The organism is Streptomyces sp. NPDC025793 (assembly GCF_055558375.1).
Map to the genome: position 1 here is coordinate 203950 of NZ_JBVHMR010000015.1, position 22849 is coordinate 226798.

Annotated in this window: 21 protein-coding genes; 6 read left to right on the top strand and 15 right to left on the bottom strand. The window is 72.0% G+C overall.

The window, feature by feature from the left end; translation table 11 throughout:
• Window positions 1-172: 172 nt before the first annotated feature.
• Both ACZ4MF_RS27295 and ACZ4MF_RS27300 read left to right on the top strand, forming a co-directional pair.
• Window positions 173-958, top strand: coding sequence for a hypothetical protein (locus tag ACZ4MF_RS27295; protein WP_071375881.1), 786 nt, complete (start codon window positions 173-175; stop codon window positions 956-958).
• A gap of 82 nt (window positions 959-1040) precedes the next feature.
• Window positions 1041-1445, top strand: a complete 405-nt coding sequence (locus tag ACZ4MF_RS27300) for a hypothetical protein (RefSeq protein WP_071382313.1) — start codon at window positions 1041-1043, stop codon at window positions 1443-1445.
• A 60-nt stretch (window positions 1446-1505) separates the two neighbouring features.
• Here the strand turns inward: ACZ4MF_RS27300 and der are convergent, their stop codons facing one another.
• The 5 genes from der to aroH form a co-directional block, all read right to left on the bottom strand.
• Entirely contained in the window at window positions 1506-2999 is a 1494-nt protein-coding gene (der, locus tag ACZ4MF_RS27305) for a ribosome biogenesis GTPase Der (RefSeq protein WP_467494537.1), read from the bottom strand.
• A gap of 78 nt (window positions 3000-3077) precedes the next feature.
• Window positions 3078-3665 carry a lysophospholipid acyltransferase family protein gene (locus ACZ4MF_RS27310; protein ID WP_467494565.1) on the bottom strand — a complete coding sequence of 196 codons (588 nt, stop codon included), beginning with the start codon at window positions 3663-3665 and terminating at the stop codon, window positions 3078-3080.
• A 59-nt stretch (window positions 3666-3724) separates the two neighbouring features.
• Window positions 3725-4420, bottom strand: coding sequence for a (d)CMP kinase (gene cmk / locus ACZ4MF_RS27315; protein WP_467494538.1), 696 nt, complete (start codon window positions 4418-4420; stop codon window positions 3725-3727).
• A gap of 102 nt (window positions 4421-4522) precedes the next feature.
• A complete protein-coding gene (locus ACZ4MF_RS27320; RefSeq protein WP_356022613.1) occupies window positions 4523-5608 on the bottom strand; it encodes a prephenate dehydrogenase in 1086 nt (361 codons plus the stop codon).
• Window positions 5605-5973, bottom strand: a complete 369-nt coding sequence (gene aroH, locus ACZ4MF_RS27325) for a chorismate mutase (RefSeq protein ID WP_071375886.1) — start codon at window positions 5971-5973, stop codon at window positions 5605-5607. Before aroH ends, ACZ4MF_RS27320 begins: the two co-directional genes overlap by 4 nt.
• A gap of 145 nt (window positions 5974-6118) precedes the next feature.
• Here aroH and ACZ4MF_RS27330 point away from each other — a divergent pair, with 145 nt between their 5' ends.
• Together ACZ4MF_RS27330 and ACZ4MF_RS27335 are read left to right on the top strand one after the other, a co-directional pair.
• The gene (locus tag ACZ4MF_RS27330; protein ID WP_467494539.1) at window positions 6119-6505 is read left to right on the top strand and encodes a Rieske (2Fe-2S) protein; all 387 of its coding nucleotides are present in this window, start codon (window positions 6119-6121) and stop codon (window positions 6503-6505) included.
• A 22-nt stretch (window positions 6506-6527) separates the two neighbouring features.
• Window positions 6528-7220: a nucleotidyltransferase domain-containing protein gene (locus tag ACZ4MF_RS27335; protein ID WP_467494540.1), complete on the top strand. Its 693-nt coding sequence runs from the start codon at window positions 6528-6530 to the stop codon at window positions 7218-7220.
• Window positions 7221-7458: 238 nt separating this feature from the next.
• On the opposite strand, the gene ACZ4MF_RS27340 is transcribed toward ACZ4MF_RS27335, so the two are convergent.
• The 10 genes from ACZ4MF_RS27340 to ACZ4MF_RS27385 all read right to left on the bottom strand — a co-directional run bounded on the left by ACZ4MF_RS27340 (window position 7459) and on the right by ACZ4MF_RS27385 (window position 19029).
• Window positions 7459-8211, bottom strand: a complete 753-nt coding sequence (locus ACZ4MF_RS27340) for a nucleotidyltransferase domain-containing protein (protein ID WP_467494541.1) — start codon at window positions 8209-8211, stop codon at window positions 7459-7461.
• Window positions 8212-8350: 139 nt separating this feature from the next.
• Window positions 8351-9415, bottom strand: coding sequence for a pseudouridine synthase (locus ACZ4MF_RS27345; RefSeq protein ID WP_467494542.1), 1065 nt, complete (start codon window positions 9413-9415; stop codon window positions 8351-8353).
• A 12-nt stretch (window positions 9416-9427) separates the two neighbouring features.
• The gene (gene scpB / locus ACZ4MF_RS27350) at window positions 9428-10078 is read right to left on the bottom strand and encodes an SMC-Scp complex subunit ScpB (protein WP_467494543.1); all 651 of its coding nucleotides are present in this window, start codon (window positions 10076-10078) and stop codon (window positions 9428-9430) included.
• Window positions 10075-11097, bottom strand: coding sequence for a segregation and condensation protein A (locus ACZ4MF_RS27355; RefSeq protein WP_467494544.1), 1023 nt, complete (start codon window positions 11095-11097; stop codon window positions 10075-10077). The genes scpB and ACZ4MF_RS27355 overlap by 4 nt, the downstream gene beginning before the upstream one ends.
• An 18-nt stretch (window positions 11098-11115) precedes the next feature.
• Entirely contained in the window at window positions 11116-11661 is a 546-nt protein-coding gene (locus ACZ4MF_RS27360) for a hypothetical protein (protein ID WP_467494545.1), read from the bottom strand.
• The gene (locus ACZ4MF_RS27365; RefSeq protein WP_467494546.1) at window positions 11646-12779 is read right to left on the bottom strand and encodes a ParA family protein; all 1134 of its coding nucleotides are present in this window, start codon (window positions 12777-12779) and stop codon (window positions 11646-11648) included. Before ACZ4MF_RS27365 ends, ACZ4MF_RS27360 begins: the two co-directional genes overlap by 16 nt.
• Window positions 12780-13167: 388 nt before the next feature.
• Window positions 13168-14292, bottom strand: a complete 1125-nt coding sequence (ald, locus tag ACZ4MF_RS27370) for an alanine dehydrogenase (protein ID WP_467494547.1) — start codon at window positions 14290-14292, stop codon at window positions 13168-13170.
• Between the two features lie 138 nt (window positions 14293-14430).
• Window positions 14431-16509 carry a tetratricopeptide repeat protein gene (locus ACZ4MF_RS27375; RefSeq protein WP_467494548.1) on the bottom strand — a complete coding sequence of 693 codons (2079 nt, stop codon included), beginning with the start codon at window positions 16507-16509 and terminating at the stop codon, window positions 14431-14433.
• A 160-nt stretch (window positions 16510-16669) separates the two neighbouring features.
• A complete protein-coding gene (locus ACZ4MF_RS27380) occupies window positions 16670-17296 on the bottom strand; it encodes an NUDIX hydrolase (RefSeq protein ID WP_356022640.1) in 627 nt (208 codons plus the stop codon).
• Window positions 17297-17379: 83 nt separating this feature from the next.
• Entirely contained in the window at window positions 17380-19029 is a 1650-nt protein-coding gene (locus ACZ4MF_RS27385) for a CTP synthase (protein ID WP_071382327.1), read from the bottom strand.
• A 609-nt stretch (window positions 19030-19638) separates the two neighbouring features.
• On the opposite strand from ACZ4MF_RS27385, the gene ACZ4MF_RS27390 reads away from it, so the two are divergent.
• On the top strand, window positions 19639-21441 hold the full coding sequence (locus ACZ4MF_RS27390) for a glycoside hydrolase family 15 protein (RefSeq protein WP_467494566.1): 1803 nt from the start codon (window positions 19639-19641) through the stop codon (window positions 21439-21441).
• A 76-nt stretch (window positions 21442-21517) separates the two neighbouring features.
• Window positions 21518-22849 (top strand): FAD-binding oxidoreductase, encoded by a 1332-nt coding sequence (locus tag ACZ4MF_RS27395; RefSeq protein WP_467494549.1) that lies wholly within the window; start codon window positions 21518-21520, stop codon window positions 22847-22849.

Genomic DNA, 22849 nt, shown 5'->3' on the forward strand with positions numbered 1-22849 from the left:
GGCCGGTTCCGCACGTCTCGTGACCGTGTGCGGTGGTTGATGCGAACCGGTTCCTGCCGGGGCGTGACTCCCACCACAGGACGCCCGTTGTCTTCTTCATGAGCCCGGAACCCCGGGGCTCATCGGCCGGGAGCCACCCGGCCGACCCAGCACGCATCCCGAGGGAGCCCCCGTGCCGCGCATGCTCGACGTCAGTGACGAGGTACGCGCCGAGATCGGCGACGAAGAAGCCGACCGGCTGCTCGCCGACGAGAACACCCCGGGCAGTTACGACTGCACCTCCTGCCGCACCCCGGGCGACTCCGGACAGGAACGCACCAGCACCGTTCTGTTCGTCGGGGACGAGACCGCCGTCCTCGCCTTCGCCCACGCCAGCTGCCTGCCCTCGCAGGTCGTCCAGGTCACCGAGGAGCAGCTCCAGGGCGCCGTCCGGTCCATCGGCGGGGTCGCCCCCGGCGCGGGCGAGCCGCCGAAGGCCGTGCCCGAGCAGGCGGTGCTCGGCGTGACCAGCGGACTCGTGCTGATCGAGGGCGAGTTGCACCCCGCGCTCGTCGTCGAGCCGACCACGCCGATCGTGCGCCCGGGCACCACCGGGCCCGGCGACGACTTCCTTCCGCTGCTCATCGAGCAGGGGTTCACCCCGGTGACCGAGCTGACGTCCGTGCCACCGGTGCTGCACGGCTGGTCGGTGCTGCTCGCCATGGGCCAGCTGCACGCGGTGCTCCAGCCCTCGGCGAACGGCGGGCAGCCGGTGGCCTGGTGGCAGGCGCACCAGCCGCTCCAGGTGACCGACAGCTGGCGGGCCGCGGCCAACAAGCACCAGCAGGTGCTCATGTTCGCGGCGCCCGTGGGGTCCATCGGGCGGCAGCCGCGGGAGGACCTGCTGCGGGAGTCCCTCGACAAGGCGGCGGCGGTGGGCAAGCTGGTCGCCGCCGCCTTGCCTCTCGCCGGTACGTGACGTTCTCCCCAGGGGGCAGCCCCGCGCACCTCGGGAGATCACAGAACCGCATCTCTTCAGGGTCCCGGTCGTTTGGACATACGTGCACGCATACGACACTCCGCCCCCTCGCCGAACCTCCTTCGTCTCCGTTCCGTCAGCCCGGCTGGCGCAGGACGGGGCCGTGGGGGGTTCGGCCACGCCCATCTACGACATGCTCTACGCGGAATGGGTCAAGTCCTTCCGCACGCTGCCGGGGGACCGCAGCGGGGAGGAGGGGCTGAGGTTCAGTCCCTTCGGTGAACTCCCAGGCGTGACAGGCTCGTACGGGGGTCCACGGGCGGGGTCGTTCAGCAGCTCGTACAGCGCCTACAGCGCCGGGGCCTACAGCGCGCGGCAGCAGTCGCAGTGGCAGCGGATCGGCACGATCGGGCGGCCCCACCCGCACGACACCGGGATGCACTACGTCGCCCCGGCCCTGCCGCCGGGACCGCGCCAGGGCGCGTGAGGTACGGCAAGGGCGGCCCCCCGGCCTTCTGGTCGGGGGGCCGCCCTTGCCGTACGGCGGTTACTTCTTCTTCTGGCCGCGCTTCTCGCGCACCCGCACCGAGATGTGGATCGGGGTGCCCTCGAAGCCGAACTCCTCGCGCAGCCGGCGCTCGATGAAGCGGCGGTAGCCCGCCTCGATGAAGCCGGAGGCGAAGAGGACGAAGCGCGGGGGCTTGGTGCCGGCCTGGGTGCCGAACAGGATGCGGGGCTGCTTGCCGCCGCGGACCGGGTGCGGGTGGGCCGAGACCAGTTCGCCGAGGAAGGCGTTCAGCCGGCCGGTGGGGACGCGGGTCTCCCAGCCGGCGAGGGCGGTCTCGATCGCCGGGACCAGCTTCTCCATGTGCCGGCCGGTGCGCGCCGAGACGTTCACGCGCGGGGCCCAGGCGACCTGGCCCAGCTCGGTCTCGATCTCGCGCTCCAGGTAGTAGCGGCGCTCCTCGTCGAGGGTGTCCCACTTGTTGAAGGCGAGGACGACCGCGCGGCCCGCCTCGACGGCCATGGTGACGATCCGCTGGTCCTGCACGGAGATGTTCTCGGCGGCGTCGATCAGGATGACCGCGACCTCGGCCTTCTCCACGGCGGCGGCCGTGCGCAGCGAGGCGTAGTAGTCGGCGCCCTGCTGGAGGTGGACGCGCTTGCGGATACCGGCGGTGTCCACGAACTTCCAGGTGACGCCGCCGAGTTCGATCAGCTCGTCGACCGGGTCGCGGGTGGTGCCCGCCAGCTCGTTGACGACGACGCGCTCCTCGCCGGCGACCTTGTTCAGCAGGGAGGACTTGCCGACGTTCGGGCGGCCGATGAGCGCGATGCGGCGGGGGCCGCCGATCGCGGTGCCGAAGTTCTGCGCGGGCGCCTCGGGCAGCGCCTCCAGGACGGCGTCCAGCATGTCGCCGGTGCCGCGGCCGTGCAGCGCGGAGACGGGGTGCGGCTCGCCGAGGCCGAGGTTCCACAGGTAGGCCGCGTCGGCCTCGCCGCTCGGGCCGTCGACCTTGTTGGCGCACAGCACGACGGGCTTGCCGGCCTTGCGCAGCAGCCGGACGACCGCCTCGTCGGTGTCGGTCGCGCCGACCTTGGCGTCCACGACGAAGACGACCGCGTCGGCCGCCTCGATCGCGTACTCGGCCTGGGCGGCGACGGAGGCGTCGATGCCGAGGACGTCCTGCTCCCAGCCGCCGGTGTCGACGACCTTGAAGCGGCGCCCGGCCCACTCGGCCTCGTAGGTGACGCGGTCGCGGGTGACACCGGGCTTGTCCTCGACCACGGCCTCGCGGCGGCCGATGATCCGGTTCACCAGGGTCGACTTGCCGACATTGGGGCGGCCGACGACGGCGAGCACCGGCAGCGGGCCGTGGCCCGCCGCCTCGATGGCGCCCTCGACGTCCTCGATGTCGAAGCCCTCTTCCGCGGCGAGCTCCATGAACTCCGCGTACTCGGCGTCGCCGAGAGCCCCGTGGTCGTACTCGTGCGCGTCCTCGTACGCGGCCGAGCCGTCGGGCTGGATGTCGTCGTTCATGAAGTCCGTACCTCGTCGTTCATTCGTGGTGATCGGTGGACCGGCCCAGCCTGGGCTGATCCACTACTCAAGTGTCACCTAGCGCCCGGTCAGGCGCCTGGCGTTTTCCAGGTGGCTGGTGAGCTGCTTCTGGATGCGCTCGGTCGCCTCGTCCAGCGCCTTGCGCGTGCGCCGCCCACTGCCGTCGCCCGCGTCGAAGGGGTCGCCGAAGACGACATCGACGCGGGAGCGCAGCGGGGGCAGCGCCTTTATCAACCGGCCGGGCGTCTTTGCGCTTCCCAGTACGGCGATGGGCACGATCGGCGCCCCGCCGCGTACGGCGAAGTAGGCGAGCCCGGCGCGCAGCGAGGCGAAGTCGCCCTCGCCCCGGGTGCCCTCCGGGAAGATGCCCAGCACACCGCCGGCCTCCAGCACGCCGAGCGCGCGGGTGATGGCGGTGCGGTCGGCGGTGGTGCGGTCCACCTTCAACTGGCCGATGCCGGTCAGGAAGGAGCCCAGCGGGCCGACGAACGCCTCCTGCTTGATCAGGAAGTGCGTCGGCCGGGGTGCCACGCCCATGACCATCGGGCCGTCGACGTTGTGGGAGTGGTTCACCGCGAAGATCACCGGGCCGGTGGCCGGCACCTTCCAGGCGCCGAGCACCCTCGGCTTCCACAGCCCGTACATCAGGCCGACGCCGATGCGCCGCCCGACCTCGGCGCCCCTTACGGAGGGAACCGGCTCGCTCACTTCCCCGCCCGCTTCTCCTCGACCAGGGTGACGACGCACTCGATGACCTGGGCGAGGGTCAGCTCGGTGGTGTCCACCTCGACCGCGTCGTCCGCCTTGGCGAGCGGCGAGGTCTTGCGGGAGGAGTCGGCCGCGTCCCGCTTGATCAGCGCCTCACGGGTGGCGTGGACGTCGGAGCCCTTCAGCTCGCCGCTGCGGCGGGCCGCGCGGGCCTCCGGGGAGGCGGTGAGGAAGATCTTCAGGTCGGCGTCGGGCAGAACGGTCGTACCGATGTCCCGGCCCTCGACCACGATGCCCCGCTCCGCGCCGCCGGCGATCGAGCGCTGGAGCTCGGTGATCAGGGTGCGCACCTCGGGCACCGCGCTGACCGCGCTGACCTTGGAGGTGACCTCCTGGGTGCGGATCGGGCCGGCCACGTCCACGCCGTCGACCGTGATGGTCGGCTTGTCCGGGTCGGTGCCGGAGACGATCTCCGGCTTGCCGGCCACGGCGGCGACGGCGGTCGGGTCCTCCAGGTCGATGCCGTTGGTCACCATCCACCAGGTGATCGCCCGGTACTGGGCGCCGGTGTCCAGGTAGCTCAGGCCGAGCTGGGCGGCCACGGCCTTCGACGTGCTCGACTTGCCCGTGCCGGAGGGGCCGTCGATCGCGACGATCACGGGCTTGGCGGTCGGGGCGGCGCCGTTTTCCACGGAGGGACACCTTCCTGGTGCGGTGCGGGCGGGGTGCGGGGAGCGAGTGCGCCCTGCACAAGGTTACTGGGTACGGGTCACTCGTCCGGACGCGTAGGCCCGCTACTGCCGCAGCGCCCAGCCGCGCTCCCGCAGCGCGGCGCTCAGCACCGGTACCGCCTTGGGCTCCACCATCAGCTGCACCAGACCGGCCTGCTGTCCCGTCGCGTGCTCGATGCGGACGTCCTCGATGTTGACCCGGGCCGCTCCCGCGTCCGCGAAGATCCGGGCCAGCTGTCCCGGCTGGTCGTCGATCAGGACCGCCACGACCTCGTAGACCCGCGGCGCGGACCCGTGCTTGCCGGGCACCCGCACCCGGCCGGCGTTGCCGCGGCGCAGTACGTCCTCGATGCCGGCGGTGCCCTCGTGCCGCTTGGCGTCGTCGGAGGACTGGAGGGCGCGCAGGGCCTCCACGGTCTCGTCCAGGTCGGCGGCGACGTCGGCGAGCAGGTCGGCGACCGGTCCGGGGTTGGCGGACAGGATGTCGATCCACATGCCCGGGTCGGAGGCGGCGATCCGGGTCACGTCCCGGATGCCCTGCCCGCACAGCCGTACGGCGGCCTCCTCGGCGTGTTCCAGGCGGGCGGCGACCATGCTGGACACCAGCTGGGGCATGTGGGAGACGAGGGCGACGGCGCGGTCGTGGGCGACGGCGTCCATGACGACCGGCACGGCCCGGCAGTGCGAGACCAGCTCCAGGGCGAGGTTCAGCACCTCGGTGTCGGTGTCCCGGGTCGGGGTGAGCACCCAGGGGCGGCCCTCGAAGAGGTCGGGGGTCGCGGCCAGCGGGCCCGACTTCTCCCGGCCGGACATGGGGTGGCTGCCGATGTACGCCGACAGATCCAGGCCGAGCGCCTCCAGCTCGCGGCGCGGGGCGCCCTTGACGCTGGCCACGTCGAGGTAGCCGCGGGCCACGCCGCGGCGCATGGCGTCGGCGAGCACGGCGGCGACGTGGGCGGGCGGGGCGGCGACGATCGCGAGGTCGACGGGTCCGTCGGGGGCCTCGTCGGTGCCGGCGCCCAGCGCGGCGGCCGTGCGGGCCTGGCCGGGGTCGTGGTCGGCGAGGTGGACGGTGACGCCGCGCTGGGTGAGGGCCAGGGCGGCGGAGGTGCCGATGAGGCCGGTGCCGATGACGAGTGCGCTTCTCACTGGGCGATGTCCTTGCGCAGGGCGGCCGCGGCGCCGAGGTAGACGTGCGCGATGGCGGCGCGCGGCTTGTCGGACTCGACATGGGCGAGGACCCGCACGACCCGGGGCATGGCACCGGCGACGTCCAGTTCCTGGGCGCAGATCAGGGGTACGTCGGCGAAGTGGCTGCCGAGCCCCCGGGCGGCGGCGGCCGGGAAGTCGCTGTGCAGGTCGGGGGTGGCCGTGAACCAGATGCTGATCAGGTCGTCGGCGGTCAGTTCGTTGCGCTCCAGGATGGCGGTGAGCAGGGCTGCGACCTGCTCGTCCATGTGCGCGGCCTCGTCCCGCTCCAGTTGGACGGCCCCACGGACCGCTCGTACCGCCACGGCGCTGCTCCTTGCTGACATGCGGATCTGTTGTTGGTCCGTCCAGCGTAGTCAGCCCGTGCGGGCCCAGCGCGCGGCGCCCGATCACTGAGACGATGCGAAGCGTCCGGGATATCCCGGTTCCGACGTCGGTACGGAGGGCGGCATGGCCGAGGGTGCGAAGCGGCGCACGGTTCTGGTGACGGGGGCGGCGGTACTGACCGTGCCCCTCGTGGCCTGCGGCGGCAAGAGCTCCGGCAGCGGTGGCCGGACGCTGGGCGACACCGCTGAGATCCCGGAGGGCGGCGGCAAGATCTTCAAGGAGCAGAAGGTCGTCGTCACACAGCCGGCCAAGGGCGACTTCAAGGCCTTCTCGGCGATCTGCACGCACCTGGGCTGCACGGTGAGCCGGGTCGCCGACGGCACCATCGACTGTCCGTGCCACGGCAGCAGGTTCCACATCGCCGACGGCACGGTGGCCCACGGCCCCGCGAAGAGGCCGCTGCCGCCGAAGTCGATCAAGGTGAGCGGAAATTCGATCCGTCTGACGTGAGGGGCCCGCGTACGCTCCGGGCATGCGGCCGACCGACCTCGTGCGCGAGCACACGATCTACGCCTGCGTCATGGGTTCCCGCGCCTTCGGCCTGGCCACGGACGCGAGCGACACCGACCGGCGGGGGGTGTTCCTCGCCCCCACTGCCCTGTTCTGGCGGTTCGAGAAGCCGCCGACGCATGTCGAGGGGCCGGGCGAGGAGCAGTTCTCCTGGGAGCTGGAGCGGTTCTGCGAGCTGGCGCTGCGCGGCAACCCGAACATCCTGGAGTGCCTGCACTCCCCGCTGGTGGAGCACGTGGACGACACCGGCCGGGAGCTGCTGTCCCTGCGCGGCGCCTTCCTGTCCCGCCGGGCGTACGACACCTTCACGCGCTACACCCTCGGCCAGCGCAGGAAGCTCGACGCCGACGTCCGCACGACGGGCGCCCCGCGCTGGAAGCACGCCATGCACCTGCTGCGGCTGCTGACGAGCGCGCGGGACCTGCTGCGCACCGGCGAGCTGCGCATCGACGTCGGCGAGCGGCGCGAGGCGCTGCTCGCGGTCAGGCGCGGCGAGGTCCCCTGGCCGGAGGTCGAGGCCCGGATGGCCCGGCTGGCGGCGGAGACGGAAGAGGCCCTGCGCCGCACGCCGCTGCCTGCGGAGCCGGACGACGGCCGGGTGTCCGACTTCCTCTTCCGCACCCGCCGCGCCTCCGCACTCACCGGACTGTCCTAGGGCCTGTCGTCACATTCCCGTCGTCCGCCCGAAGGGCGGCCCGCGCGGCGTCCGGTGCGTGCAGCTGCAGGGCGGAGGAGGGAGTCGACGCGCGGGGGCCCCTCCCGCCCGAGCGAAGCCGAGCGTGGGAAAGTCGGCGACCGACGACAACACGGCTGGGGTGCCCCCCCTCTGGGGAAGCGCGTGCCAGGCGCCGCACGGCAGGCGGGAAGGTGACGACAGGCCCTAGGGGGTGCCGTCAGCTCTCCAGTCGCATGCGGATCACGAAGTCGTGCAGGGCGTCGTGGGCGTCGTGCGCGTCGGGGAGCGCTGAGGTGGCCTGGGCCTCGTCGAGGACGGCGTGCAGCCGCTCCACATCGGCCTCCACGCGCGCGTGCGCGACGTCTTCGGCCTTCCCGTGCTCCCGTTCCCGCTTGGCGGCTATCAGCTCGGGCAGATAGCCGGGCGCGTCGATCTCGTCCAGCAGGGTGGGCAGATGGGCCTGGACCCGGCCGCTGCGCAGGAGATGGATGCCGGTGAGCAGCACGCGGAACGTGTAGAGCAGCGGCTTGAGTTCGCCGGTCTTCTCGAACAGCCGCCACTGGGTCACCGCGAACCCCCGGTAGTGGTGGGCGTGGTGGCTGGTGAGGACGGCGGGCGCCAGCGCGGCCAGCTCCCGGTGCGGGTCGCCGGTGTGCACGACCAGGGGCGAGAGCAGCTGCTCCAGCACATAGCCGTTGCGGCGGAGCATCAGCCGTACGAACTTGCGCAGGTCGTGGGTGACGAGGTCCAGCTCGACGCCGTAGCGCACCCAGGCCCGCGAGCGGGTCTCCGCCGGCTCGCGCAGGCCGACGAGGTCGGCGACGGGGAGCAGATGGACGCCGCGCAGGTCCACGTCGGAGTCCTGCGAGGGGAAGCCGTAGAGATGGGCTCCGGAGACGGTCGCGAACAGCACCGGGTCGGGCTGTTCCGCGACCACGGGCGCGAGGTCGAGGTCGAGGTCTTCGATCATGGACTCAAGCGTCCCAGAGCGCTCCCGGCTCCGACAGGCCGCCTCGGTTCGGACCCACGACCACCGCCCCCGCCGGTCGTCACTGTGACGGCGGACGGGGGCGGTGATCAGGTCACGGCAGGGCGATTGCGGGGTCGGCCTAGAGATCGACTTCCTTCATCAGCATGCCGACCTCGGTGTTGGACAGCCGGCGCAGCCAGCCCGACTTCTGGTCGCCCAGGGTGATCGGGCCGAAGGCGGTGCGCACGAGCTTCTCGACCGGGAAGCCGGCCTCGGCCAGCATGCGGCGCACGATGTGCTTGCGGCCCTCGTGCAGGACGACCTCGACCAGGTAGTTCTTGCCGGTCTGCTCCACGACCCGGAAGTGGTCCGCGCGCGCGTAGCCGTCCTCCAGCTGGATGCCGTCCTTCAGCCGCTTGCCCAGGTCGCGCGGGATCGGGCCCACGATGGCGGCGAGGTAGGTCTTCTTCACGCCGTACTTCGGGTGCGTGAGACGGTGCGCCAGCTCGCCGTGGTTGGTGAGCAGGATGACGCCCTCGGTCTCGGTGTCCAGCCGGCCGACGTGGAAGAGCCGCGTCTCACGGTTGGTGACGTAGTCGCCGAGGCACTGGCGTCCCTCGGGGTCCTCCATGGTGGAGACGACACCGGCGGGCTTGTTCAGCGAGAAGAACTGGTACGACTGCGTCGCGACCGTCAGGCCGTCGACCCTGACCTCGTCCTTCTCGGGGTCGACTCGCTTGCCCTGCTCCAGCACGATCTCGCCGTTGACCTCGACGCGCGCCTGCTCGATCAGCTCCTCGCAGGCCCGCCGGGAGCCGTAGCCCGCGCGCGCGAGGACCTTCTGCAGCCGCTCGCCCTCCTGCTCGGCGCCCGGGAAGGTCTTGGGCGGCTTGACGTCCTTCTTGCCCGCGTACCGCTCGCGATTGCGCTCCTCGGCCCGCGCCTCGTACTCACGGGAGCTGCCGGGCGCCGTACGGCCGCGCTGCGGCTGGGCCTTCTTCGGGCCGCCCTTGGCACCGCCGCGGGCCGCGCCGCCGCGCCCGGACTTGGGGCCCTCCTGGGAGGCGCCGGGGCCCACGTCGTAGCGGCGCTCCTCGGGGCGGGGCTTGCGGGGACGGCCCTGCCCCTGCCGCTCGTCCCGGTTGTTGCCGGCGCCGCGGTGGTTACCGCGCCCGCCACTCTTGCCGCTGCCGCTGCTTCGCATCAAATTTCCGTCTTAGTCGTCTGCGTCCTCTACGCCGGGCGCGTCGGGCGCGTCCGGGTCGAACGACGGGACTCCCTCCTGGGTCTCGGCCTCGATCGCCTCCGCCTCCGGGAGGAAGGGCGCGAGCTCCGGAAGCTCGTCCAGGCCGCGCAGGCCCATCCGCTCCAGGAAGTAGTTCGTCGTCCTGTACAGGATCGCACCTGTTTCGGGTTCCGCGCCCGCCTCCTCGACCAGACCGCGCTGGAGCAGGGTGCGCATCACACCGTCGCAGTTGACCCCGCGGACGGCGGAGACGCGGCTGCGGCTGACCGGCTGGCGGTAGGCGACGACCGCGAGGGTCTCCAGCGCAGCCTGGGTGAGCCGGGCGGTCTGGCCGTCCAGGACGAGCCGCTCGACGGCCGGCGCGTACTCCGCGCGCGTGGAGAAGCGCCAGCCGCCCGCGACGAACCGCAGCTCGAAGCCGCGCCCCTGGACGGCGTACTCGTCGGCCAGCTCCCGGAGCGCGTCGGCGATCTGCCGTCGCGGCCGCTCCAGCAGCTTCGCCAGGTGCTCCTCGGTCGCGGGCTCGTCGACGACCATGAGCATGGCCTCCAGGGCGGGTTTGAGGCCGAGGTCGGCGACGGTCCGCAGCCCGGCCGGGACCTCGGCGGTCTCCTCGCTCATGCCTTCATCTCCTCCTCGGGCGGCTCGGGCCGCCGGTCGAACTCGTCGGTGACCATCGGCGACGTGTCCGTGTCCCCGCCGGTCCAGCGCACGATCAGCTCCCCGAGCGCGGTCTCCTGCTCCAGGGCGACGGCCTTCTCGCGGTACAGCTCCAGCAGGGCGAGGAAGCGGGCGACGACGGTGAGGGTGTCGTCGGTGTCCTCGACCAGGGTCCGGAAGCCGGCCTCGCCCAGCTCCCGCAGCCGGGCGACCACGATCCGGGCCTGCTCCTGCACGCTGACCAGCGGGGCGTGGATGTGGTCGACGTAGACCTGCGGCTTGGGCTTCGGCTGCATCGCCTTGACCGCGAGCCTGGCGAAGCCCTCGGGGCCGATGCTGATGACGACCTCGGGCAGCAGCTCGGCGTACTGGGGTTCCAGGCCGACGGTACGGGGGTACCGGCGGGCCTCCTCGTCCAGGCGCGCGTTGAAGATGTCCGCGATCCGCTTGTAGGCGCGGTACTGGAGCAGCCGCGCGAACAGCAGGTCCCGGGCCTCCAGCAGCGCCAGGTCGCCCTCGTCCTCGACCTCTGCGGCGGGCAGCAGCCGGGCCGCCTTCAGATCGAGCAGCGTGGCCGCCACGACGAGGAACTCGGTCGTCTGGTCCAGGTCCCAGTCCGGCCCCATGGCGCGGATGTGCGCCATGAACTCGTCGGTGACCTTCGACAGGGCGACCTCGGTGACGTCCAGCTTGTGCTTGGAGATGAGCTGGAGGAGGAGGTCGAAGGGGCCCTCGAAGTTGGCGAGGCGGACCTTGAAGACGCCGTCAGGGACTTCTTCGGGTGCCGGCGCCGGCGGCGGGGCGACCTGCGCCGACGTGTCCGGGTGAGTGTCCGGGTGGTCCTCCGGCGGTGCCGCGATCGGCTCGGCGCGCTCGGCCGGTACGGCCGGCGCGGCACCCGGCCCGCGCCCCAGCACACGCCGCCGTCCGGCGGCCGGGCCGGAGGCGGACGCGGGGGCGGGAACGTCGGGCGAGGTCATGGCCCCCGCAGGCTACCCCTACCGTCCCCGCAGCCGTCGTACGAGGATGCTCGCGTCCCCGCGGGATTCCAGGTCGGCCAGGACCACGGCCACCGCCTCGCGGACGATGCGCCCGCGGTCCACCGCCAGCCCGTGCTCGCCGCGGAGCACCAGGCGGGCGTGCTCCAGGTCCATCAGTTCCTCGGCGGACACGTACACCGTGATCTTCTCGTCGTGCCGCTCGCGTCCGCTGGGCCGCCGGTTCGCCGCCCGCCCCCGCTTGCGCGGCTGGTCGTCGGCAGAACCTTCCTGCGTGCCCTGCCGTCGCGCCGGCCGGGTGCGGGACTCGCCGGACTCCCCCCGTTCGGCCTCCGCGGCGACGTGCTCCGCGCCCTCGCCGTCACCGCCCTGGACCGGCACCGACTGCGGTGCGTCCTCGGCGGCGACGTCGTCGCTCTCCGCCGCGGGGGACGGCACCCGGGCCTCACCGTTCGCTGGGCGGCGGGGAGTCGACGGCTGAAGCGCCATCCCCCCTGTCGTACGGAAGAGTTCGTCGGCCCCGGGCAGACTCACTCGGCGTGACACCGGGCGAGCACCTCCCTGGCGAGCTGGCGATAGGCGGCGGCACCGACGGAGTTCGAGGCGTAGGTGGTGATCGGCTCACCGGCGACCGTGGTCTCCGGGAAGCGGACCGTGCGGCCGATGACCGTGTGGTAGACGTGGTCGTCGAACGCCTCGACCACCCGGGCCAGGACCTCGCGGCTGTGGACCGTGCGCGAGTCGTACATCGTGGCCAGGATGCCGTCCAGCTCCAGGTCGGGGTTGAGCCGCTCCTGGACCTTCTCGATGGTCTCGGTCAGCAGGGCCACACCGCGCAGGGCGAAGAACTCGCACTCCAGCGGCACGATCACCTTGTGAGCGGCCGTCAGGGCGTTCACGGTGAGCAGGCCGAGCGAGGGCTGACAGTCGATCACGATGTAGTCGTAGTCGTCCATCAGCGGCTTCAGAGCGCGCTGGAGCGTCGACTCGCGGGCGACCTCGGAGACCAGCTGGACCTCGGCGGCCGACAGGTCGATGTTGGAGGGCAGCAGGTCCATGTTGGGGACCGCCGTCTTCAGCAGGACCTCGTCCGCCGACATTCCCCGCTCCATGAGCAGGTTGTAGACGGTCAGGTCCAGCTCCATCGGATTGACGCCGAGTCCCACCGACAGCGCGCCCTGCGGGTCGAAGTCCACGAGCAGCACGCGCCGGCCGTACTCCGCGAGCGCGGCACCCAGGTTGATGGTCGACGTCGTCTTGCCGACGCCGCCCTTCTGGTTGCACATCGCGATGATCTTCGCGGGGCCGTGGTCGGTCAGCGGGCCCGGGATCGGGAAGTACGGCAGCGGGCGTCCGGTCGGACCGACGCGCTCACGGCGCTGGCGGGCCGCGTCGGGCGCGAGCGTGGCCGCGTACTCCGGATCGGGCTCGTACTCGGCGTCGGGGTCGTAGAAGTGCCCCTCGGGCAGTTCGTCGTAGTCGGCGAAGTGGTTGTGGGGCGCGCCACTTCCGTCGCCGGCCATGGCGTTCACGTGATGGCCATCCATGCTCTGGTGTGCTGTCCGGATCACCTGCGGAACCGGACTCTGGTGGGCTGCGAAGGTGCGCACTGCGACGGAGCCGACAGCCTCGAATCCCGTGGGCCCCTGGCCCTGTGCCGGCATTCCTGGTTGACCACCCCCGGGAGAAAATGTCGACTCATTCACAAGTCGTCTTACCTCCTTGGTGACCAGGGAACTTCTAGACAAGGTCAGCGTGGCACCATGCCGACGGTTGGCGACTCTATGGCGTGTCGGCGGTCCGCAGCAACACAATCCGCCGGACCCGGCACGATGTGTCGGCAATGAAACATCTCGCTGTCAAGGGCGTACGGCCGTCGCACAGCAGGTTTCACCGGTGTACGAATCGGTCGAAGGGTTACGTTCGAGGCGAGTTGACCGAGAGCCGCAAAGTGACCATACACACATCCGGCCGGACCTTGTCGGGCAAGGTCCGGCCGGGTGCGTGCCGTTGACACGCCTTGTTGACGTATCGCCTTTACGAAAAGGTGACTTAGCCGAGCAGCGACGCCAGCTCGACGTGCTCCAGGCCGTGGGCGTCCGCGACCTCCTTGTAAACGACCTTGCCGTCATGGGTGTTGAGACCCCTGGCGAGCGCGGCGTCGCGGCGCAGCGCCTCGACCCAGCCGTTGTTCGCGAGCGAGACGATGTACGGCAGCGTCGCGTTGGTGAGGGCGTTGGTGGAGGTGTTGGGCACCGCGCCGGGCATGTTGGCGACGCAGTAGAACACCGAGTTGTGCACCTTGAAGGTCGGCTCGGCGTGGGTCGTCGGGTGGGAGTCCTCGAAGCAGCCGCCCTGGTCGATCGCGATGTCGACAAGAACACTTCCGGGCTTCATGCGGGCCACCAGCTCGTTGGTGACGAGCTTCGGGGCCTTGGCGCCCGGGATGAGGACGGCGCCGATGACGAGGTCGGCGTCCAGGACCGCCTTCTCCAGCTCGAAGGCGTTGGACATGATCGCCTTCACCTTGGTGCCGAAGACCTTGTCGGCCTCGCGCAGCTTGTTGATGTCGCGGTCGAGCAGGGTCACGTCGAAGCCCATGCCGACGGCGACCTGCGTGGCGTTCCAGCCGGAGACACCGCCGCCGATGACGACGGCCTTGGCCGGGGTCACGCCCGGGACGCCGCCGGGGAGCACACCGCGGCCGGCGTTCGGGGCCATCAGGTGGTAGGCGCCGACCTGCGGGGCGAGGCGGCCCGCGACCTCGGACATCGGGGCGAGCAGCGGCAGCGCGCGGTTCGGCAGCTCGACCGTCTCGTAGGCGATGGCCGTGGTGCCGGACTCGACGAGCGCGTCCGTGCACTCCTTGGAGGCGGCCAGGTGCAGGTAGGTGAAGAGGATCTGGTCCTTGCGCAGGCGGTGGTACTCCTCCGCGATGGGCTCCTTGACCTTCAGCAGCAGCTCGGCGGCGGCCCAGACCTCGTCGGCGGTGTCGAGGATCGCGGCACCTGCGGAGACGTACTCCTCGTCCGTGATCGAGGAGCCGAGGCCGGCGCCCCGCTCGATGACGACCTGGTGGCCGTTGCGCACCAGCTCGTGCACACCGGCGGGGGTGATGGCCACCCGGAACTCGTTGTTCTTGACCTCGCGGGGGATGCCGACCTTCACGTCGATCACGGTCCTTGGCTCAGAGGGTATGGGGGGGCGTTACAAGACATACCCAGGCATGCGGGGGCACACCGGGAGACACCGCAGGAGAACGTGCGGCAGAGCCAGTTTAATGAAGGTGTTCTGCGTGTCTAGCCTTTCATTGCATCAATCTTCACTGGATGGACTACGGATTTCGCAGGTGTTCCTGTCCTGTTCCGCCCTTGTGTCGTCCTCGGTGCCGTCCTGCGGGGCCTCCTCACCCAGCATGCGCTCGGCCGCCGCGCGGTGCAGTCGGGCGGCCGTGGGGTCGCCGAGATGCTCCAGCGTGTCGGCGAGCCGGAGCTGGAGCGCGGCCTGCAGCCGGACGTCCTCGGCGCGGCGCGCCCACTCCGCCGCCTCCTGGCAGGTGCGCAGCGATTCCTCGAAGCGTCCGGCGTACTCCTGCACCCGGGCCAGCTCGCTCAACGCCCGTGCGTGGGCGGCGACATCACCGCCCTTGCGGTACCCGGCGACGGCCGCCCGCCAGTTCCTGAGACCCTCGCCGTAACGGCCCGCGTAGGTGTGGGCGGTGGCGATCCGGCCGTACAGCCGGGCGGCCTGCTCGCGCTCGCCCCGGGCCAGCCGCTCGGCCAGGGCCCGGCCGAACCAGTCGGCGGCCCGGTCGTGGTCCCCCAGCTCCTGGTACGCCCCGCCTACGGATTCCATCGCGCGGCCGGTCGCGTACGGGTCGTTCGCTTCGCGTCCGGCCGCCAGCGCCAGCCGATAGCGGGCCAGCGCGTCCCGGGTGCGGCCTGTCTGCGCGTCCACGTCGCCCAGGTTCAGCAGCGCGGCGGCCTTCTCCCGGGGCAGCCCGCGTCGCTCGGCGACATCGAGGACGAGGCTGTGCAGGCCGTACAGGTCGGCCGCGGCGGCCTGGGTGCCCTCGTGCGCCACCAGGGCCCTGACCAGCTGGGACATCAGCCGCCGGGCGAGCGTGTCCAGCTCGCCGTCGGCCACCGCGAGCCGGGCGGAGGCGAGCAGGGCGGGCCGGCGGATGCGCAGCCAGTCGGCGGCGGCCCGGGGGTTGGGGAAGCGCACCTCGCGGGGCATGGCGTTCAGCTTCTCGCGGGCCTGCGGGCTGTCCGTCTCGGTGATCGCCCGGCACGCCTGGAGCAGCCGTACCGTCCGCTCCAGCATCCGGGCCCGGGCCAGCTGGAGCTCCGCGGGCCGCTCCTGGCTCCGGGCGAGGGCCCACAGCAGCGGGTGCAGCCAGCCGGGGACCTCGTACTGCGGCAGCGGGGAGTCCGCCGCGCGCAGCAGGCCGAGGGCGACGAGGTCGTCCAGGACGGTGCGGGCGGCGTCGACCGAGCAGCCCGCGAGCGCGGAGGCGGTGTGCGGGTCGGCCAGGCCGGCCGGGGCGAGCGCGAGCAGCCGCAGGATCCGGGCGGCCGGGGCGGACAGCTCGTCGTACACATGCCGCAGGACCCGGGCCGGCGGGCTGGCGTCCACGGCGTCGTCGGCGCCGGCGTGCAGCCGTTTGGCCAGGTCGGAGACGGCGGCCTGGGGTCGGGCGGCGAGCCAGCCGCCGGCCAGCACCAGCGCGGCCGGGTGGCCCTGGCAGGCCTCGGCGAGGCTCTCGGCGGCGCGCGGGTCGACGGTGATGCGGACCGCGCCGGTGTAGCGGGTGAGCAGTTCCACCGCGGACTTGGTGTCGAGGCCGCCGACCGTGCAGGGGCGGACGTCCGCGATGCCGGTGAGCGGGCCCTTGGAGACGGCCACGACCAGGCAGTCCGGGGAGTCCGGCAGCAGCGCGTCGACCTGCTCGGCGCCGGTCGCGTCGTCCAGGAGCAGCAGGGTGCGCCGGTCGGTGAGGGCGGTGCGCAGCGCCTCGGTCAGCTCGTCCTCGGCGGCGCCGGGCGGGGCCGGCCGGTCCAGCGCGGCGAGCAGGTCGCGGGCGGTGCGCTCGACCGGGACGGGGGTGCCGTCGGGCTCGCCGAGCCGGGCGCGCAGCACCCCGTCGGGGTAGCGGCGGGCGATCTGGCGGACGAGTTTCTCGGCGAGCGCGGTCCGGCCCGAGCCGGGGCGGCCCGCGATCAGGAGCACGCGCGCGCGAGGGGCCTTGCGGCCGGCGAGGGTGTCCAGGCCCGCGCGCTCGATGTCGGCGCGCAGCTCCTTCAACTCCCGTGTACGCCCCAGGAAATAGTCGTCCGTGACCTCGTGCGCCGGTCGCCCCACGCCGCCTGCGTCCACCGCCTGATCCGTCACGGGCCACACTCCCGTCCCACCGCACGCGCAAGCCCGCCGGATCTTCCGAGACAGGCGTGAAAAGCCTAGTTCACGCTCTCTGACGTGCGGTGAGGAGCGCGGCGCACAGATCGCTCGATCGGATCAGGCGATCGTCACACCACCGAGCCGAACGGGTGGCTCAGGAGGTGAAGGGCCGGGCGGGCCAGGGGGCGTCGGCCGGGCGCAGGGCGTCGAGACCGTCGCCGCCGCGGGCCGCCACCAGCGAGAGCACGCCCACGACCAGGCAGTTGTTGTGCACGTCGCCGGCCAGGACGCGGCGCACCAGCTCGTCGACCGGCACGCGCGCGTACTCCATGTCGGTCTCCTCGTGCTCGGTCTCGAACCGCTCGCCCTCGGCCTCCGCCAACTCCCGCGCGAGGAAGACCCGTACGGCCTCGTCGCAGCCGCCGGGGGTGGTGTACACGTCGGTCAGCACCCGCCAGTCCTCGGCCTTGACGTGCGCCTCCTCGTACAGCTCGCGCTGGGCCGCGTGCAGCGGGTTCTCGCCGGGGACGTCGAGCAGGCCGGCCGGGATCTCCCACAGCTTGTGCCGCACGGGGTGGCGGTACTGGTTGATCAGCAGGACCCGGTCCTCCTCGTCCAGGGCGAGGACGGCGACCGAGCCGGGGTGGACCTGGTAGTCACGGCGGACGACCGAGCCGTCGGGCATGACCACGTCGTCCGTGCGCACGGAGGTCTTGTTGCCCACGAAGGGGGTGTCCGTCGCCCGGATCTCCCACTCCTCGGGACTGTCCTTGATCGTCATGCCCTGTCCTTCCCCACATGCGCCGACGGCCGGGGCGCGAGCGTGCTGGACACCCGCGCCCCGGCCACCGTACCGCTCCTGTGCTACTTCGCGATCTTCCGCTCGACCGCGGCCTTCACCAGCCCGGCGAAGAGCGGGTGCGGGCGGGTCGGCCGGGACCGCAGCTCCGGGTGCGCCTGGGTGGCGACCAGGTAAGGGTGCGCGTCACGGGGGTACTCGACGTACTCGACGAGCTTGCCGTCCGGCGACGTGCCGGAGAACAGGATCCCGGCCTTCTTCTCCAGTTCCGCGCGGTAGGCGTTGTTGACCTCGTAGCGGTGGCGGTGGCGCTCCTCGACGTACTCCTTGCCGTCGTAGACCTCGCGCACGATGGAGCCCTCGGCGAGCTTGGCCGGGTACATGCCGAGCCGCATGGTGCCGCCCATGTCGCCCTCGCCGGCGACGATGTCCATCTGCTCGGCCATGGTGGAGATGACCGGGTGGGCGGTGGCGGGGTCGAACTCGGTGGAGTTGGCGTCGGGGATGTCGGCCAGGTTGCGGGCGGCCTCGATCACGATGCACTGCAGGCCCAGGCACAGGCCGAGCAGCGGAATCCTGTTCTCGCGGGCGAACCTGATCGCGCCGACCTTGCCGAGCACACCGCGGTCGCCGAAGCCGCCGGGGATGCAGATGCCGTCGACGTCGCCGAGCTGGGCCTTGGCGCCGGCCGGGGTCTTGCAGTCGTCGGAGGTGACCCACTTGATCTTCACGCGGGCCTTGTTGGCGAAGCCGCCGGCGCGCAGGGCCTCGGTGACCGACAGATAGGCGTCGGGCAGGTCGATGTACTTGCCGACCAGGGCGAGGGTGATCTCGTGGTCGGGGTTGTGGACGCGGTCCAGCAGGTCGTCCCAGGTCGTCCAGTCCACGTCGCGGAAGGGCAGGTCGAGCTTGCGCACGACGTAGGCGTCCAGGCCCTCGGTGTGCACGACCTTCGGGATGTCGTAGATGGAGCGGGCGTCGGGGCAGGCCACGACGGCGGCCTCGTCCACGTCGCACATCAGCGAGATCTTGCGCTTGATGGCGGTGGGGACCTCGCGGTCGCAGCGCAGCACGATCGCGTCGGGCTGGATGCCGATGTTGCGCAGCGCGGCCACGGAGTGCTGGGTGGGCTTGGTCTTCAGCTCGCCCGAGGGGCCGATGTAGGGCAGCAGCGAGATGTGGACCACGAAGACGTTGTCACGGCCGACCTCGTGGCGGACCTGGCGGACGGTCTCCAGGAAGGGCAGGGACTCGATGTCGCCGACGGTGCCGCCGACCTCGGTGATGACGACGTCGACCTCGTCCGTCGCCATGCGCCGGATGCGGTGCTTGATCTCGTTGGTGATGTGCGGGATGACCTGCACGGTGTCACCGAGGTACTCGCCGCGGCGCTCCTTGGCGATCACGGTGGAGTAGACCTGGCCTGTAGTGACGTTGGCGGTGCCGTCCAAGTCACGGTCGAGGAACCGCTCGTAGTGTCCGATGTCGAGGTCGGTCTCGGCACCGTCGTTGGTGACGAAGACCTCACCGTGCTGGAAGGGGTTCATCGTGCCCGGATCGACGTTCAGATACGGATCCAGCTTCTGCATCACGACGCGCAGCCCGCGGGCCTTGAGCAGCATGCCCAGGCTGGAGGCGGTGAGGCCCTTGCCGAGCGAGGAGGCGACACCCCCGGTGACGAAGATGTGCTTGGTCGTCGTGGATTTCGGCGGCATGGCCAAGAGGGGGCTCCCGTGGTCGCTGGCTTTCGTGCGGTGCGGCTGCCGGCCCGGACATCGCTGTGCTTCCGGGTGGGGGCGCCGCCGCTGCGGTTCGGGGGAGCCCGTCTGTCTTCCTTCGGGTCCCACCGGTCCACGGGCTACCAGGGTATCAGCGCCCGGAGGAGATGGCTTCCGGCCACACTCCGCACCCGCGCGGACACGGCCCGGCCCGCCGCGGGTGCCCGCACGGGGCCGGCCGACGGGTCTCCACCACGTCCGCCACACGTGTCACCACAAAAACGCGCCGGTCACATCGTCATCACCCGCTGCTCACTCGTTCGGCCCACACGGGTTGTCCGGAGCGGCACGCAGATCATCTGGCTGCGTCGTATCCTGCTCGGACATTCGCTGCCGAGCCAGGCCGGAACGACGGCACACCCCCGCCGATATCCACCGGAACAACGAGCGCGCGGCAGTTCGTTGAGCAAGGACTGTCGTTTTGCCTCAGGGCTCGGCGGGCTGCTTTGCTTCACCGCTCAACGACGCACAACAACGACCCCTTGACCGCATCAGCGACAGCCCCCTGCGCGGGGGCGTGACGTGGCCGTTCGACTGGAGTTGCACGTGGCCGGGCGCATCGAAGACTACGCACTCATCGGAGACATGCAGACCGCGGCACTGGTCTGCCGGGACGGCACGGTGGACTGGCTGTGCCTGCCCCGCTTCGACTCGCACGCCGTCTTCGCCGGCCTGCTGGGCACCGAGGAGCACGGCTTCTGGCGGCTCGGCCCGGCGCACGCGGCCGACGCGCAGCCGCCGACGGCCACCCGGCGCGGCTACCGGGGCGACTCGCTGATCCTGGAGTCCGAGTGGGACACCCCGCGGGGCACCGTGCGCGTGACGGACTTCATGCCGCCGCGTGACGGCGCGCCGCAGCTGATCCGGATCGTCGAGGGCGTCACCGGCCGGGTGCCGATGCGCTCCGCCCTGCGGATGCGGTTCTCCTACGGCCGGGTGGTGCCCTGGGTGCACAGGAACGAGGGCCGTACGGTGGCCGTCGCGGGCCCGGACTCGGTGTGGTTCGACACCGAGGCGGAGACCTACGGAAAGTCGCTGACGACGTACGCCGACTTCACGGTCGCCCCCGGTGACCGGATCGCCTTCACCATCTCGTGGCAGCCCTCGCACCGGGAGCCGCCGCCGCTGCCGGAGCCGGAGGCGTCGCTGGAGGCGACGGAGGAGTTCTGGCGCGAGTGGGTGGACCACTGCACGTACCACGGGCCGTACCGCGAAGCGGTGATCCGCTCGCTGATCACCTTGAAGGCGCTGACGTACGCCCCGACCGGCGGCATCGTCGCGGCCCCGACGACCTCCCTGCCCGAGGACATCGGCGGCGTGCGCAACTGGGACTACCGCTACACCTGGCTGCGCGACGCCGCGATCACCCTGTCGTCGCTGCTGCGCACCGGCTACCGCGAGGAGGCCCGCGCCTGGCGCGAGTGGCTGCTGCGCGCGGTCGCGGGCGACCCGGAGAACCTGCAGATCATGTACGGCATCGCCGGTGAGCGCGAGCTCGGCGAGGCCGAGCTGGACTGGCTGCCCGGTTACGAGAAGTCCGCCCCGGTCCGGGTCGGCAACGGCGCGGCGCACCAGCTCCAGCTGGACGTGTACGGCGAGGTCACCGAGGCCCTGCACCTGGCCCACATGACGGGTCTGGCCCGCAACGACTACGCCTCGCTGCTCCAGCTGAAGCTCATCCGCTACCTGGAGGACCACTGGCAGGAGCCGGACGAGGGCATCTGGGAGGTGCGCGGCCCGCGCCGGCACTTCGTGCACTCCAAGGTGATGGCCTGGGTCGCCGTCGACCGCACGATCAAGCTGATCGAGTCCGGCGACGCGGACGGCCCGCTGGAGCGCTGGAAGGAACTGCGCGACGACATCCACCGGGACGTGTGCGAGAAGGGCTACGACAAGGAGCGCAACACCTTCACGCAGTCCTACGGCTCCCAGGAGCTGGACGCCTCGCTGCTGCTGATCCCGCAGATGGGCTTCCTGCCGCCGGACGACAAGCGGGTGATCGGCACGATCGAGGCGATCCAGCGCGAGCTGTCCACCCCGGACGGGTTCATCCTGCGCTACCCGACCTCGGGCGGCGACGAGGGCGTCGACGGCCTGCCGGGCGACGAGGGCGCCTTCCTGGCCTGCTCGTTCTGGATGGCCGACGACCTGGCGATGATCGGCCGCGTCGACGAGGCCCGCAAGCTGTTCGAGAAGCTCCTCGTCCTGCGCAACGACCTCGGCCTGCTCGCCGAGGAGTGGGACCCGCGCCTGCAACGCCAGGTCGGCAACTTCCCGCAGGCCTTCAGCCACGTGCCGCTGATCGACACGGCGCTGCGGTTGACCGCTTCGGGGGCGTACGGAGGCTGAGCGCGACCCGGTGACCGGTCCCGCCTAGGCTGAAAACCGAACGCATCCCCCCTTTCCGGAATGGGGGCGGTCGGCCATGGCTTCCCTCTCGACGGCGCGGGCGGCCCTGGCCGTGCTGCGCGAGGATCTGGCCGGCGACGTGTTCGCCCCGGGGGATCCCGGTTACGACGGGGCCCGGGCCGTCTTCGACGCACGGATCGACCGGCGCCCGGCCGTGATCGCCCGGTGCGCGGACACGGCCGACGTCGTCCGGGCGGTGCGCTTCGCACGCGATCTGGACCTGCACATCGCGGTGCGCGGCGGCGGGCACGGCCTGGCGGGCGGCCCGGTCGACGGGGCGCTCCTGGTGGATCTGAGCCGGATGCGCACGGTCACCGTCGACCCGGCGGACGAGGCGGTCCGGGTCGCGGGCGGGGCCACGACGAGCGACCTGGACCGGGCGAGCCGGCCCCACGGCCTCGTGGCCACGGGGTGCCATGTGCCGGGTGCCGGGGTCGCCGGCTTCGTCCTCGGCGGCGGTACCGGCCGCCTGGACCGCGCCTTCGGCCTGGCCGTCGACGACCTCATCGCGGTGGAGCTGGTGACGGCCGACGCCGAGCGGGTGCGCGCGAGCGCCGACGAGAACCCCGAGCTGTTCTGGGCGCTGCACGGCGGGGGCGGCGGTTTCGGCGTGGCGACGGCGCTCACGCTGGAGCTGCACGAACTGCCGCGGTACGCGGTCGCACTGCTGCGGTACCCGCCGAAGGCCGGCCCGGACGTGGTCCGCGCCTTCCGCGAGGTCATCCGTACCGGTCCGGACGAGGTGGGCGGAGCCGTGCTGTACCTGACCGGTCCGCGGGCGTGGTCCGGGCCGGGGTGCTGCGCCCTGCTGACGTACGTGGGCGGCGAGAGCGGCCTGCGTGAGCTCGCCGGGCCGCTGCTCGCGCTGCCGCACGAGACGGAGCCGGACGCCCTGCCGTACCCGCCGTGGGGAATGCGCGCCCACTGGTCGGCGCAGTGCCTGGACGCTCTGCCCGACGCGGCGGTGGACGCCTTCTGCGCCCGCGCGGCGGACCTGCCGGTGCCGGGCGCGCACCGGCTGGCGCTCGTCCCGCTCGGCGGCGCGATCGCCGCCGGCCCGCACACCTACCCGGTGCCGTACCGGGACGCGTCCTGGCTGCTGCACCCCTTCGCCGGCTGGGCGGACGCGGCCGACGACGAGCGTGCGACGGCCTGGGTGCGGGACGCGTGCGCCGACGTACGGCCCTGGAGCACCGGTGCGGTCTGCCTCGGCCTCGTCGGCGACGAGGGCCCCGAGCGGCTGCGGGCGGGCCTCGGCGCCGGGAACCTGCTGCGGCTGGAGAAGGTGAAGCGGCGCTACGACCCGGACAACGTCTTCCGCTTCGGTCACACCGTCGAACCGGTGTGA